This window comes from Ruegeria sp. CDSA033, from assembly GCF_059612305.1.
Window position 1 is genome coordinate 1 of the sequence record NZ_JBXWQI010000037.1, and the last position, 15171, is coordinate 15171.

A 15171-nucleotide genomic window follows, 5' to 3' on the forward strand; every position below is an offset into this window, starting at 1 on the left:
ATACCAACCCCGAAACCCTCTGCGCCGAACGCAAAGAAGAGGGGCAAAGGCCACGAAGAGGAAATAAAACAGGCCGACAAGAACCAGTATAGCGCGCTTGATAATGCGTATCGGCAAAGGGTCGATGGCGCGAGTGGCGCAGTCTTGTCCGTCAGGTGAAAGGGGCATGACGTCCTCTGATAGGGCTGTGGCAGGTGCGTAAGCCATGAACAAAGGCCACCGGAGGTCCTCCGGTAGCGCTTTGACACGCGCCACTTGAGAAGGAAGACAGCCACCGCACACCTCTCTATCTGTCGAAGTCAGTGCCAGATCAATGAGAAAAGACGACGTGGGGGAATATATCTTGGTGCTTCAGTGTGACTTGAATACCAACTGACCGGCCTTGGCGTAGTAAATCGGTAAGAGCCCTTATTGCTTGCTACCTGCAAAGCAATGAAAGTCGGTATGCTGTTGCTGGTAGGAAAAAATTCGCGCCCTAAGGGTAACAGAATTGTAAATGATGGCTCGCTTACTCGAGCGAAAGTTCGATACACCGTCGACAGACACCATCCGGTTCGGAATGCTCCCAGACAAGTGGTTGACTTCAACCTGTATGGTGAACTAGTTCGCTACACATGATGAAGGCGTTCGACATTTCCAAAGGTTATTATCCTCAGCTTGTATAGCTGCGGACGTTTTACTGTGAATTTTCCGCTGCCCTGACAGCGGTCTTAACACGAAATGATCTCTTGCCGGGTGGCAGTTTTTGAGGTCATGAGATGAAAAGCTCGACAGTTGAAAAAGCCACGACATCCGTCGGTATCATCGGTTTCGGCGCATTTGGGCAGCTGATCGCCAAACATTTGAATCAGAAATTCGAGTTGCTTGCATATGATCCGTCACCACACCTGGGAGAAGACGTGTCGAAACTCGGCGTGAGCTGGAGACACGTGTCGAGGAGATCGAGAAGACATGCGAGAGATGCGGAAACTTCGCTGGGGCGAGTACCTGCCGCGAACACTTAGAAAAGAGATGCCGGAACATGTCAAACAGCTCACAACCTGGAGCAAAAAATTTGCTCGGCTGGCCTCACTTGATGAGTTGAATGAGCTTCGTGCGGTTTCCGAAAGGCTCCCTCATTGCAACTTCGTCATCGAGGGGATGATCCATAATATCGAGTGCCGATGGAGCATGGGATCTGACATCCTTCATATCCAACCCACCCTACTGGTTGGCGAGCCCGGCGTCGGCAAAACAGCTTTTGCAAAGGCATCCTGTAGAGCTCTCGGCCTCTACGTGCAGAGCGCAAATGTCGGCGGCAAATCTGAAAACCACCTGTTTGGTCTTCCCATCGGATGGAGTTCCGCGCATGCAGGGATCGTGACGGATGCGGTGGCAACGGCACGGGTCCTTAACCCAGCGATCATTCTCGACGAAATCGACAAGACGCATGCGAGCCGAAACGGAGACACCGCTGGCGAACTTCTGGCATTGCTCGAGTCCTCTGAGGCTAAACGATTTCGAGAGAAATACCTGGCTGCTGACGTCGACGCCTCCCACGTGAGTTGGATTCTGACAGCGAATGATCTGAGTTGCGTTCCTGCGCCTCTTCTCAGCCGCTGCACAATCTATGAGATCCCGCCGCCAACGCCGGAGCAACTGCCTGCGATCATTCAGAGCCTGGTGGGCGAATTTGCTGCTGATTTTTGGTTGAGAACTGAGTTCTTTCGGCTGGATCTCGGCGACATCGAAGCTCTGGTAGGCACCTATGAGCAGCACAGATCAGTGCGAGTTCTGAGACGGTTGCTGCGGGGTCTCCTGCATCAAAAGACCAAAAACCACTCGTGGAACTAATGGAATCCACGAGGGCCCATGCATGCGAACACTACTAAATGGGAAAGAAAAGATGCTAAGAGTTATTGTTTATGTAAACCAAACTCCAATCGCGGAAGCCCGCGCTGGAAACATGACTGAGCTTGCGGATATCTCCGATTAAAAGGTCAGAGTATTCGAAGACGAAGCACCACATTTCGACATCCCGGCAAAGGATGTCACCGGCTGGATCAAGGGGGACACACGCCGTAGCAGCGTTTGGTATTTGGTTCGAAAAATCGCCGAGTTGGCAATTCGGGAAAATGAAACAACGTCTGACAATGAGCAGGGTGTGCCGCCAGATGACACCCAACAAAACGAAAAATGAGGAGTCGGAACCGGTCTCCCGTCCTTCGACACCATCGCAAACTACTCGCACTGAAGTACGAGGATTGTTGCAGAATTAGAGCCTCTCCTGAAGCAGCGCTCGCACGTCCGAGAACTGGCTTTTCCGGGGCAATGAAATACAATCAAAGTTAACGAATTGCCCGAAAGCTTCAGATACAGACGGGAATGGGAATGTCAGAAGAAAGGCCCAATGAAACTACCGGAGAATTCGAGAAACGCTGCGAGGTAGGCGCCATCACGGTGGCCTTTCTCCTCGTCAAGGCGGCTCTGTTTGCCTCAGAGGAAGGGCTAACGCGAAAAAGCATGAGCGCTGATGAGTGGGGAGAACTCGCCCCAAAGCAGCTCAAGAAGGGGCAAGTGTCGCCGTTTTTGAAATGGCGCGATGGGCTGCTAGCAGCCCACAGCGGACCTTCATTTTGCGCCCTCGTTTACGGGATCGTGAGGAAAACAGTCGTTTACAAGAACGCAATCTCAGATTGCAAAACAAATCGGCAGAAATTGTTGTCCGGTGCCGGTTCCCTGCTGCATAGTCGGATCAACCTGATTGCCGGAGTTCAGAAATGCCCCAAATTAGCCGACGTAGATTCTTGAGAACAGGGATTGCAGGCGCAACCGCCTTAACGCCGCTCAGCGGTGCGTTCGGCCAATCCAATTCGCTATCAGATTTGGGGACGGCAATCGTACCACTTCCTACGGTGACGGTTTACACAGCCAGAGAAATAGTGACGCTTGATCCGGAAAAGCCTTCGGCAGAAGCCGTCGCCGTCGTGAACGGTCGTATCCTCTTGGTCGGAAGCCTTGAGGACGTTCAAGGCATCTTGAAAGGGCAGCGCCACACAGTTGACACAACGTTTGCCGACCACGTCATTATGCCGGGATTTATTGCCCAGCATGACCACCCACTTCTGGCGGCGCTCACGATGTCTTCGGAAATCCTTTCGATCGAGGACTGGGTTTTGCCCTCTGGCACAGTTCCTGCCGTAAGGGACAAAAACGACTTTATCAACCGGCTAACCAATGCGGTTGAGCAACGTACCGATCCGTCTGAACCAGTCGTTTCATGGGGGTATCACCCTGCCTTTTTTGGTCCGCTTACGCGGGAGGAACTTGACGCTATAAGTTCAACCCAACCAATCCTTGTCTGGGCACGGTCTTGTCATGAGATGATCCTGAACAGTGCCGCATTGGAGATGGGAGGTGTCACGCAGGACATCATCGACGCGTTTACCCCGACGGAGCAGGCCCAATCCAGAATTTTGGAAGGCCGTTTTTGGGAGCAGGGCCTGTTTGCGGTGCTGCCTTTCATTGCGTCGCTCGCCGCGACACCAGAACGATTGCAGTCAGGTTTGGAACTGACCCGCGATTACATGCACGCCAAGGGTATCACGATTGGCAACGAACCCGGTGGCATTCTCGCCAAACCCGTTCAGGACAGCATCAATGCTGTTATGTCCAGCCCCGACATGCCCTTCCGCTGGTCCTTCATGCCAGATGCAAAAACCTTGGTTAGCACCTATCCCGATGATGCTCAGGTGATCGCCGAGACCGAAAAACTGGAAAGCTGGTATGGGGGGATGACCAGCCTTGCGCCCAAGCAAGCCAAGCTGTTTGCAGACGGCGCAATCTATTCGTTGCTCATGCAAGTGCGTGATCCATATCTGGATGGCCACACTGGCGAATGGATGATGGACAAGAGCCTATTTGATCGCGCATTCCGCATCTACTGGGATGCAGGTTACCAAATTCATGTGCACGTGAACGGAGACGCTGGACTTGATCGCGTTCTGGACGCGCTTGAAATGAATCTGAGACGCAATCCGCGCTATGACCATCGGACCGTTCTGGTTCATTTTGCAGTCAGCGCAGAAGAACAGGTTCAAAGGATTTCGGAGCTTGGAGCCATCGTCAGTGGCAACCCATACTACGTCACCGCCCTTTCAGACCAATATTCTTCTGTCGGCCTCGGGCCAAAAAGAGCGGACGCAATGGTACGTCTTGGCGATGTTTCGAGGGCGGGGATCTCCTGGTCACTGCATTCCGATATGCCAATGGCACCAGCCGATCCTCTTTTCCTGATGTGGTGTGCCGTAAACCGCGTGACGTCCTCAGGTCGTGTTGCAGGCCCAGATCAACGGGTGGGTGCGGAGAAAGCGCTTCGTGGTATCACGATTGAAGCGGCCTATTCGCTCAAACTTGAAGACGAAATTGGCAGTATTGAACCCGGAAAGCGCGCCAATTTCACCATTCTCGACGATAGTCCTCTTTCAGTGGACCCCATGAAAATCAAAGACGTTAAAGTATGGGGAACCGTCATGGAAGGTCGGGTGCTTCCGGTGGCAAAACCCGAGAGGAAGGCCTCAGTGGTGCCTATTAGATATGACTTCGGCTTTACAGACACCGATTTCGCGCGAGCAACTTTTGAGCATGCGCTTAAAGTTGTTCACTCGCATCTCTAATTCTGCACTTAACGCGCGGGAGAGAACGAGAGTGATCCTCATGGCGTCCGCTCTTCTGGACTTGCAGTCGAGTTTCACTGTGGTTTGACCAAATGTACGCAGTCGGCCGACATCAAGGCTTTGCAACGTCTGCTTCCTGCGCGTCGCAGACCTTCGCGAGAATCCAAGGTTCCTTAGGGAGGCCCTTTGCGGGTTGAGCGCCGCAAGAGGCCATAACCGCTACGACTACGCCAAAAACTGATTGAATTCATCGTTGCGGCAGACAATCGCGCAGCGCAGAACTATGACATACTCACAGGGCGGTACTACTCCGACATTCTTGGGTACGTGAACCCACGAACGACCTTTTCGAACTATTCAATCCTGTTTAGCCCTGTACTGCCAATCCCAGATCCAGGCTTTGGCGTCACGGTCGGCGGCTATCTGACGGATCAGATTTACGCGTTAGGGGTGGTCAGCGACGCCATTGGGTCTCTCACAGACATCGAGTGGTTTTCCGGGGGTAGCGAATTTTACAAATACGCCGAGATCGGCTGGACGCCCGAAAAATCCAAACGATTTCTAACAAACGTTCATCTGGGGATGTTTCACACGGATGCGCGCCAACAAGTTGGCGTACCGGAAACATATGGAGCCACACTTTCTGCCAACCATACATTCGACAACCAACTGATGATCTTCGGACGGCTGGGATGGTCCAATGGCGGCGGTGCGCTGGCCAGGCGTGCAGTCAACGCAGGCTTGATGTGGCGACCTGGCACCTATGATGATCTCTTTGGCATAGCGGCCACTGTTGCCGACCTGACGACACCAGGATTGCCCAATCAAACGACACTTGGAGCTTTCTACCGTCTGGACCTGGCCGACAATCTGGCACTGACGGCAGACGTGCAATACCTGAAAAATCCCGGATCAAACTCGAACGACCCGCTGGTCTTGGGACTGAGGCTGAGGGTCAATCTTTGATGCATACCGGTTAGCAGTTTCCGTTCGGGCTTCATTTTGGCCGGAACGGGCGGGGGCGGCAAGTGAGTGAGTCGCCCCCAACTATTTTTGATGGCAGACCTTTTCGGTCTCCTTATGATCACTTCAGACTTTATGTAGGAGCTTTAGTGTCATGGCGCGATACATCTACGGTTTGGTTATTTTGCTCTTTGCTGCGGCGGTTTCGACGTCAAACGCTGTTCCAGCGTACGCACAGAACGCGGCGAGTGAACAGGAACCTGCTGAGGTACAGCAAGAAGATCTCTTAACTCAGGTTGCCGACAAATCAATTTCTGCCGGTGACCTGGAGATACTGCTTGTTCCGCTGACGACTGATGAGCTTTCGGAAATTGCTGTTGCCTGGCAAGACCATGTTCGCAACCAACTTGAAGAAATTGCCCGTATCAATCTTAGCCTTCAGGCCGGAAACGAAGCGCAAGAAGATGACCTGAGATCACAGCTTTCTTTGATAAACGACACTGGCACTGTAATTTTGGATAATTACACACTGGTCTTGAACGAATGGGCCCTAAAGGGTGCCGCCGAAGAAGACCTGAAACCGCATACCGATTATCTTTTAGCGCTCAAAACTGGCGTGCTTAAAACAACGGATTTACAGACGTTATTTCACAACGCTCTCCAATGGTTGGTTTCCTGGGAGGGAGGTGCTGGTCTACTATTGGCTGGGTTGGGTGTTTTGGCTGCTGTTTGGGTTATGATGTTTGTCGCCAAAATGGTGCGTCGTTTAACTGAGCGCGGTCTTGAAAAGATACCTACAATATCGCGGATGCTTAAGAAATTCATTGCGACCGCAGTGTTTTGGGCGGTCTTTATTCTCGGCATTCTGGTTGTGCTTGCCTTGTTTGGTGTGAACGTCACTCCTTTGTTTGCAATATTTGGTGGTTTGTCTTTCATTCTTGGCTTTGCGCTTCAGGAAACGTTAGGCAATCTCGCCAGCGGTCTGATGATTATGGTTTTAAAGCCATTCGATACCGGAGACTATATTCAGGTTGGCGGGTCATCTGGTTTTGTTGACGAGATGTCGGTCGTTTCGACAAAAATCCGAACCTTCGACAATCAGATTATCATTGTGCCGAATAGTAAGATCTGGGGTGACGTAATCACAAATGTCAGCGCATCTGATGAGCGTCGCGTCGATCTGGTTTTTGGGATCGCGTATTCAGACAATGCTGCTCACGCAATCGATGTTCTGAAGGAATTGGTCGCAAGACATGAACTATGCCTGAAATCGCCTGATCCAGAAATATTTGTTGGTGAGCTTGGCGACAATTCAGTCAATATCTTTTGTCGACCGTGGTCCAAGTCTGACGACTACTGGACTGTCTATTGGGACCTCACGGGACAAGCCAAGGAGCGGTTTGACCAAGAGGGAATATCAATACCGTTCCCGCAGCGCGATGTTCACCTGATCCCAGTGGAAGGAGCAAAGACATGAGAGCATTAGTAATATGGGTGATGTCCTTTCTGCTTCTTTGCTGTGTAGCCTCGGCCCAGTCAGAAGAAATACTGCTGCCGCAGCAGGAGCGAGAAGATCCCGAATTCATAGCACCGGTTATTGTCGATGGGGATGAGCTTTTTGTCGTCCGCGGATCCAGCGCATTGCCCGCAACGGACAGGGCCGCAAAGATTGAAGAAAGAATTGCTCAAGTCGCGGATAGATCAGAGAGCAAAACGGTCGACATCCAAATCTCCCAGGCTGAATTTGGACAACTCGTACGCGTGGACGGCCATATGGTCACTATTACCACTCAGGCTGACGCCGACCACGAACAGATGGACATTGAAGTTCTGGCCGGGCTGCAAGCAGAGGCCATCGAAAATGCCATTTTAAAGTACCGGGAAGCGCGATCCAGCGAAGGCCGCGTTGACAGCGCCTTGGCCGCTGTCGCTTGGACGGCGTTGTTTGCACTGGTGTCATACTTCTTCTTTGCCAAACGGAAGACGTTTCTGGGCTACGTCAGAAACAACTTGGAAAAGAGAGCGGAAAGCGTCGAGGAAGCTACAAAGTCAATCCTACGAAGCAGGGCAATCGCATCTATCATCGTTTATTCAATTCATGCTTTGATGTGGGTGCTGTTTCTGTTTTTTCTCTATTACTACCTGTCCTTGGTTTTGCTGTCTTTCGCGGAAACCCAGGCCATTGCTCAAGTTCTACTAAAGTACGTAAGTGAGCCATTGATAAATGTTGTGCTGGCTGTCGTTGGGTACATCCCAAATCTGATCATGCTGGTAATTATTGCGGCCTTATGTCGATTTGCGATCCGAGGCCTCGACCTGTTCTTTGACAACCTGGAGAACGGTGCATTCGAAATCAAAGATTTCGAGGCGCACTGGATCGCGCCGACAAACATGCTGTTCAGGGCTTTAGTCATCGTGATCGCACTGGTGTTCGCTTACCCATACATTCCGGGCTCAGGTTCCCGGGCGTTTCAAGGCCTGACAATTCTTGCCGGTATCATGGTCTCGTTGGGATCTAACACAGTTGTATCGAACATGATGGCAGGTCTGTTTGTCATCTATCGGCGCAGCACGAATGTTGGTGATCGAATAATGGTCGGAGACAAGATTGGGGACGTAACCGAAATCAAACTTATGGAAACACTTATCAAATCCATCAAAAACGAAATGATCAGTATTCCAAACGCTCAGTTGTTGAACTCAGAGGTCGTGAATTATTCGCGCAAAGTCGATGGTCGAGGTCTTCTCGTTCACACAACGGTCGGGATCGGGTACGAGGAGCCGCCAAAAAAAATCACGGCAATGTTGATAGAGGCGGCTCATCGCACACAGAGTTTGAAGAAAAACCCGGAGCCCTTTGTACTTTGGACACAGTTGGCTGACTATGCCATCAATTACGAAATTAACGCATACACATCTCGAGGATCGAGTTTGCCAAAGATTCTGTCTGATCTACACCAAAACATCGTGGAAGTGTTCAACGAGAACGGTACGCAAATTATGACACCGTCCTACATGGCTGACCCGCCAAGTCCTAAGATTCCCACTGAGGAATGGGATGGAAAGCTTGCTCATATAGCGGAGTAAAAGAATACCAAGTCCACTCTGGGTCTACTAAACCCCGCCCTTGCAGGTTGTCGGATTAGTTTGATTGATCCAGAGCAATGGGTAGGATTAATGCAATAGTTTTCAGAACGTTTTGGGGTTCCAGATGATCAATTGGACATTTACCGCAATAGTAACGCTTCTCGCGAGTGGCGCTGTTGCCGCTGGTATGGAGCCGTGGGGTGAGTTCGGCGGCTGGAAAATTTTGATCGACCCCGAGAAAGGAAATGGCTGCCTCGCGTGGAAGCCCTTCGAAGACGACATGACAGTTGAAATTGGCGTCGCACCCAATCAGGCTGGCGGTTTCTTTGCCGCCTACAATCCGGCCTGGGTTCAGATTGAGGACGGATCAACCGGTATCGTGAACTTCGATTTTGGTGACGCAAAGTTTGAAGGCGAAGCCGTAGGTGTTTTTAAAAATGGCGTCCCCGGGGGTTACGCCTTTTTCGACAACCCTGCGTTTGTAACCGAATTCGGCAAGCGCCAAAGCGTCACGATAATTGGTGAAAGTGGAGCCGAAGTAGAACTTGATCTAAGTGGGTCCTCAAAAGCCATCGAGGCCGTTTTGGCATGCCAGGCAGAACAGCCTGAACCACTAAAGAAGTAGGTCGTGACCGACTATTTCAGTTGATTGATGTCTGGCACGCACGGTTGCCTGTCTGCTGGCATCGCATCAGCACCTTCCGGAGCCTTGTTTCTGGACCCACCCACATCCAACTTGAACTTCGGTGACGAAAGTTGGCCAGTCACATCAAACGGCCAGGCGCTACGGGATAACGGTTTGCCAACTCGACGAGGTTCTGCCCTGATCGCAATGAAATCTTTGACCCAATCCACTTGGCCCTTGGCCACTAATTGAACAGAACCGGTTTCAACCACGATAGAATCTGAGCTTACCCGGCCGGCTTCGATGTTAATTGGTGCTACAACGCATGTTATGTCCGTGTAACCTTGACGGAGTTCCTCTGAAAACAGCCAAGGGAAAACACCAAGCCCTGCCAACTCCAGAAGGCTGGTGCTGACATAGCCTTGTGACATCGATAAAGAAGCAGTGCCGCGCATGGAATTCACAAACGCAATGCCAGACGCGGTATTGCCTGAAACGTTAAACTCACCACTCAAATGTCCATAGGCATCTATCCCGATACCCAGTTCATCGAGAATCTCTCCGAATTCCCATCCTGAGGTTGACCCCGACAAGGAGAGCCAATCAGGTGAGTCAATCAGATCCATCACTGCCCGTAGGCTGAAGTTTCCACCGCCATATGCCATCTGGAGCGGGCCAAAATCTACGGTCCCTTCTTTTGCAGACAATTGGCTGGAAACAGAAGTTACGCCTTGTTGGCCAACAATCTCCTTAAAGTCGATCTGTACCTCGACGTCAGCCTCTCTCAGTACGCGCTGCACATCCAGAAGATCGGCTGGCTTTCCTTTCTCCTTTGGTAAAACCAGGGGCTGTACGTTGGTTTCCTTCGGCAGAACCAAGGGCTGTACGTCGGTTTCAGGATCTTTTGAAGCGTCGCCTACCAAGCTTTTAAGCTGGTCCAGCGTAGCGGTCAGGTTTTTTAGATCGTCTAAATCGAGCCTTTTACTCGCAACGTTTCCGCGAATTACAGAAGCGCCCTCGGGAAATTTTGCATCCAAAGCGGCCAGAAGGTGTGACGAACCGGCTTCAAACTCGATTGAGGCAGTGAAGTCCTCGCCCTGCTTCGACGTCACTGCATCGACGGCAAGTGCGCCAATCTCGACAGGTTGCAATTTAAGCGCAGTCAGAAAACTAGCTCCGTCGCTGACATCCAGTTCCACGTCAAAATCAAGGCCTGACAGCCCTTTCAATTCGCTGACCGATAGCGCGAGGTCAAGCGCCCAAATATCTGTGCCATAGGTGGTTGCGTTAAACCTGTTGAGCGAAACAGGCCCTCCTTCATTGGACAAGCTGAAGTCGGCATTTATGCCACCGAGCTGATCGACAAAATCTTCATCCATATTTGGCATAATCAATTTGGCCGGCCCGTTGAGTGTGCCTTCGAAAGTCACGTCCTGAAGCTGAAGCAGGTCGAGAATTTCGCCGTCGGCCTTTAGAATTGGGTCCTCAATGGGTCCAGCCTGTAAGGCGATGCCCAGCATCGCAAGCCGACCATCGGGCATGCGGCGAATGCGTTCGATAGAGGCTGGCCCGATCACGTCCAGGCCTTGATCAAATGCGTTAGTTTGGAACAGAAGTTTCTCGAACTCGAAAGACGCAAGTGATCCTACCATGTGCATTTCAAAGGCTGTGAACTTCAGCTCCTGGAAACTCTTTGCAGCGTTCGGCGGCTGCCCTTCAGAAAAAAGCCGCGCGTCGAATAACAGATCAACGCCCCGAGCTGTGTAGAGGTCTTCTATCGACCCTTCAGCTGTAAGTTGCTGTCCTTCCTCAAGGTTTACGGTGGTCGTAAAGGTCTCGATTTTCAGAGCATCCTGAGAAACAAGCTCTGCTTGCAACTGGCCATTCCCTTCCAGAACTCGCTCCAGCCCAATGACTTCAAGAAAGTCACCGAACTCACCAGTGTCCATCTGCAAGATGGCACGATAGCCGCCACCCTCGTTTTCCAAAAATGGATCGCCGTCATAGCTTACTGTCATTTCGCCAAAATTGGCACGCGTCGTAAATGATGCGCCATGAGGATAGTCACCCTCGATTTCGAAACTTTGACCGTTGACGGAGCCTATTCCCGAGACCTTTGTTCTTTGCCCTTGGTCTACCTGTTCCAGAGCGAGAGACTGGAGGTCAAACACGAACGAAAAGCCAGAGGTTTGATCATCAATGTTCAACCCAATGGATGTGAAAGCTACATTCTTGTCGCTCAGGAATGAAAGGATCCCGCTACCTTCTGGGTCACTCTCATTGGATCCGCCTGTCTCAGCTATAGCCTCTTGATTGTCCTCTTCCGTGGCGTTTTCGGGTTCAGGTTTTGGCGTCGGTCGGCCTTTTCGCCAACTTGTAGTGCCGTCAGCAGCTGTAAGGAAATTCGCCTTGAGGCCGTCAACGATGAGGTTGTCAAAGTGCAGACGCCGATTGGCCAAAGCAGCAACATCCAATTCCAGTTCCAGAAGGTTCAATTCTGCAAGAGATGTTTCCGGCATTGTTTGGCTCGGGATAACCACTCCACCGACGTAAATGTGGGTAATGCGTCCAAGCGCGATACTTACATCGTCATTGACCACAATCGGTTGTCCGATTTGTTCAGAAAGGACTTTTTCGACCAGGTCACGTCGCATCCCCGAGAATAGCGGAGCAGCAAGTAGCAACCAAACAAATGCGATTGTTGCAAACACAAGTAGTACGACAATCCCAATTGTTCTAAACAGCCAAGTCCTCATGTATCCCCCTGTCGTCGCCTACGCCGTTTTGTCTATCTGCAATTCAGCGTTCGCCAATCTGCTGGACTAGATGGGCACATAATTCGGTTCGCGCGCGCCGCGCATTTCGTGCTCATCGGTCCAAAGCCGCCAGGATACGAGCATCCCGCTCGTATGGGTCCTCGCGGAAATGAACGACCCCGTCTTCAACCCACGCTGTCCAGTATGTCAAAAGAACTGGCATTGGCTCAGGTAGATCAACGCGCGTTGTCTTCCCGCTAACCAGAATGGACTGCATCTTCTGTCGGCTCCAATCTGGCTCTCCCTCCATCAGAAGGCTCGCGAACTCGAACGGATACTCAAGGCGAACGCAGCCGGAACTGAGATTTCTCTCGTTTCGGTCAAAAAGGGTTTTGTCGTTTGTGTCGTGCAAATACACAGCGTATTTGTTTGGAAACATGAACTTAACCAAACCCAACGCATTGTCTGGGCCCGGTTGTTGAACCAGGGTCACGCCGGGGTTTTTCGCCCCCCAGTTTACAGCGTTTGCGGGGATTGTCTGGCCATCCTTGTTCCGAACAACATAGTTGTTGCGTGTCAGATAGGCTGGATCCTTGCGGATGCGCGAAAGTTTGTCTTTATGAAAAATCGAGGCGGGAACGGTCCAGGTGGGATTGAATTCCATGTACCTGATTTCGTCTCGGAACACTGGGGTCTTTCGATAGGCTGACCCTGTGATTGATCTAGTGGTCCAAAGCGTGCCATCCGATGTGACCAAATATGTGCGGGCTCCTGCAATGTTCACCAGCACGAATTCGTCGTCGACTTCCCGCATAAGCCAGCGGCCACGTTCCAAGCTGAGACGCAGCTTGTTAATGCGATCTTCCACCGGTTTGTTTAGCGATGCGAACGTCTTACCGCCAATGACCCCATCGGCTTCTAATCCATGTCGACTCTGAAAAGATTTGACTAATCTCAACAATTTATCGTCGTAAACCCAAGCTGGATTTATGCCGTTTTCGCCATCTTCAGAAGAACTGCTTGTTTCAACGTAGCCTTCTGCCGCCAGCCTTACGCGCAGCTCAGCGACAGCAGGGTCCACCATCTCTGGTTTAAGAACGGTTTCATCCGAAACATTGGTCCAACCGCCCTGTAAAGCAATGGCCCTATACTTACTCAGTGCTTCGACAAGCATCGTATACTGCGCATTGTCGATATCGATGCGTTCGATTAACGCGCTAATACCTTCACCTTGAAGAAACTGATTTAGGACAACGGCTGGGTCTTGTTGAATTACCGGTTTTGAGAAGTTCCAATCGTCGTCCAGTGCATTTGGGTCGACTTTCCCAAACACCAAATGATGAACCAGTTTCACAGCAGCGTCAGTTGCCAGAATATCGAACAATGCTTGATTAGAGACATCCCCACTTTGGGCGGCCTTAAATGCGGCTTGAAGCTCCGCTAAGTCAAAGTCTTCTGGTCTGAAACCCTGTTCTATTGCACTATCCAACTCATCAAAGAGTTCGTCTGACAATTCATCGCGTGTCCACGCAGGAGTAAAGTCCCTCTCTTCGTAGAAACGCGGCACTAGGATTTCAGCATCCAAGCTCTTTCTGTCAGGTAGCGTGCTACTCACGTCCAACTTGGCACCGAGTAGAGAAGCAATCTGCTCTGATATCTCGTTTGCGACACTTGGGTTGGGGAATATTGTTACCAATGCAGTTAGCGAAATCGCGACTAACGACTTAACGTGACCCACCAATACCTCCTGCGGTTTCGCGCTATATGCTGTCTCTATGTGGGAGGATACTCATACATAATGTATAATCAAATCGTAATTTATGATTTTAGTATGGCCATTTGATTGGAGGGTTCGAGTGCTGTGTGTATATGCAGGGGATTGACGCTGAACGTCCAAACGATGCTGTGGACGAGGCGGCCCTGTTGAATCTACTGTCATTGCAGTATCGACGGAGTTGGGCGGGTTATGGCGACATTTGTATTGGTCCACGGAGCGTGGCAAGGGGGATGGTGTTGGGCTCGCGTAGCCGCCCTTCTGCGCAGGGACGGCCACGACGTTTTCACCCCGACACTGACAGGGATGGGTGAACGTGCTCACCTCGTTAGTGACGAAACCGATCTGGCCATGCATATCGAGGATGTCCTAGGGGTAATCACGTGCGAAGAACTCTCTGACATTGTTTTGTGCGGTCATAGCTATGGCGGCATGGTTGTCACCGGAGTGGCGGATAGAGCGCCCGATCACATTCGCTCACTTGTGTACCTCGATGCGCTCGTACCGGGCGATGGGCAGGCGGCCTTGGATGTTTTGCCTGCGGATATCGCGGCAGGGCTTCGTGATAGTGCCGCCGATGGTAAAGTCGCGCCGGGCCCAGCGGAGGCTTTTTCGGTGAATGGAGCAGACTGTGCGTGGGTGGACCGCCGAAATGTCGCGCAACCACTCAAGACATTTGAGCAACCGATGCAACTGGTGAGCGGCGGAGCCGAGGTGGTAAAGCGGACCTACATCTATGCCACCGGCTGGGTCCCAGGGCTTGGCCAACCGTTTTTTGAGCGATACCAGTATCAGTCGGGGTGGACGGCGATTTCGGTGCCATTCGGGCACTACGTGATGATCGATAGGCCTGAAGACTTGGCCCGAATTCTAATGTCCGCAATTTGAACGTGGCCGCCGATTCCTGAACGAGTGGGCAGACAGCGAAATCGCCCGTATTAGAATGGTTATTGCTTCCATTCCGATTGTCCTACTTCAACCACCGCTTCAGGGGAAGATGTGCCGCAGCGCCGCAGGTTGTCCCGCGTCTCAACTGATCAGCTGGCATTGATCTCAATGCACCAGCTTCGGGCGGCTCCTGACCGTACAGCTGGAATTGCACAGTTCGGTTTTTGTATGTCCGCTTAGGGCTGGAAGCGGCAGTCCTCAAGCTTCACGGGGGCCACGACCATGGCATGGGACCAACCAAAATTTGCACTGTGCGAAATTAACTTTGAATTCGAAATTTAATGGGTGGCTAGGGTCAGGACTCATAGCCAATAGATAACGAGTGCTGCGAGGGCGATTGCTGACAGGAAGACCTTCGGGCAC

At 51.5% G+C, this 15171-nt stretch carries 10 protein-coding genes; 8 read left to right on the top strand and 2 right to left on the bottom strand.

From position 1 onward, the window contains the following. Positions 1-951 precede the first annotated feature (951 nt). The 7 genes from AC2FLA_RS21675 to AC2FLA_RS21705 all read left to right on the top strand — a co-directional run bounded on the left by AC2FLA_RS21675 (position 952) and on the right by AC2FLA_RS21705 (position 9330). Positions 952-1833, top strand: a complete 882-nt coding sequence (locus tag AC2FLA_RS21675) for an AAA family ATPase (protein ID WP_496725230.1) — start codon at positions 952-954, stop codon at positions 1831-1833. 531 nt (positions 1834-2364) lie between these two features. Continuing rightward, a complete protein-coding gene (locus AC2FLA_RS21680; RefSeq protein ID WP_496725231.1) occupies positions 2365-2790 on the top strand; it encodes a hypothetical protein in 426 nt (141 codons plus the stop codon). A 131-nt stretch (positions 2791-2921) separates the two neighbouring features. Further along, positions 2922-4655 (top strand): amidohydrolase, encoded by a 1734-nt coding sequence (locus AC2FLA_RS21685; protein ID WP_496725232.1) that lies wholly within the window; start codon positions 2922-2924, stop codon positions 4653-4655. Between the two features lie 327 nt (positions 4656-4982). After that, positions 4983-5621, top strand: a complete 639-nt coding sequence (locus AC2FLA_RS21690) for a carbohydrate porin (RefSeq protein WP_496725233.1) — start codon at positions 4983-4985, stop codon at positions 5619-5621. Between the two features lie 151 nt (positions 5622-5772). After that, positions 5773-7095 carry a mechanosensitive ion channel family protein gene (locus AC2FLA_RS21695; RefSeq protein ID WP_496725234.1) on the top strand — a complete coding sequence of 441 codons (1323 nt, stop codon included), beginning with the start codon at positions 5773-5775 and terminating at the stop codon, positions 7093-7095. Next, positions 7092-8705 (top strand): mechanosensitive ion channel family protein, encoded by a 1614-nt coding sequence (locus AC2FLA_RS21700; RefSeq protein ID WP_496725236.1) that lies wholly within the window; start codon positions 7092-7094, stop codon positions 8703-8705. Before AC2FLA_RS21695 ends, AC2FLA_RS21700 begins: the two co-directional genes overlap by 4 nt. Before the next feature lie 124 nt (positions 8706-8829). Further along, the gene (locus AC2FLA_RS21705) at positions 8830-9330 is read left to right on the top strand and encodes a hypothetical protein (RefSeq protein WP_496725238.1); all 501 of its coding nucleotides are present in this window, start codon (positions 8830-8832) and stop codon (positions 9328-9330) included. An 11-nt stretch (positions 9331-9341) separates the two neighbouring features. Here AC2FLA_RS21705 and AC2FLA_RS21710 read toward each other — a convergent pair whose 3' ends face one another. Further along, entirely contained in the window at positions 9342-12086 is a 2745-nt protein-coding gene (locus tag AC2FLA_RS21710) for an AsmA family protein (protein ID WP_496725240.1), read from the bottom strand. 112 nt (positions 12087-12198) lie between these two features. Continuing rightward, positions 12199-13824 (bottom strand): L,D-transpeptidase family protein, encoded by a 1626-nt coding sequence (locus AC2FLA_RS21715; RefSeq protein ID WP_496725242.1) that lies wholly within the window; start codon positions 13822-13824, stop codon positions 12199-12201. Positions 13825-14052: 228 nt separating this feature from the next. On the opposite strand from AC2FLA_RS21715, the gene AC2FLA_RS21720 reads away from it, so the two are divergent. Next, entirely contained in the window at positions 14053-14748 is a 696-nt protein-coding gene (locus AC2FLA_RS21720) for an alpha/beta fold hydrolase (RefSeq protein WP_496725244.1), read from the top strand. The last annotated feature ends 423 nt before the right edge of the window (positions 14749-15171 follow it).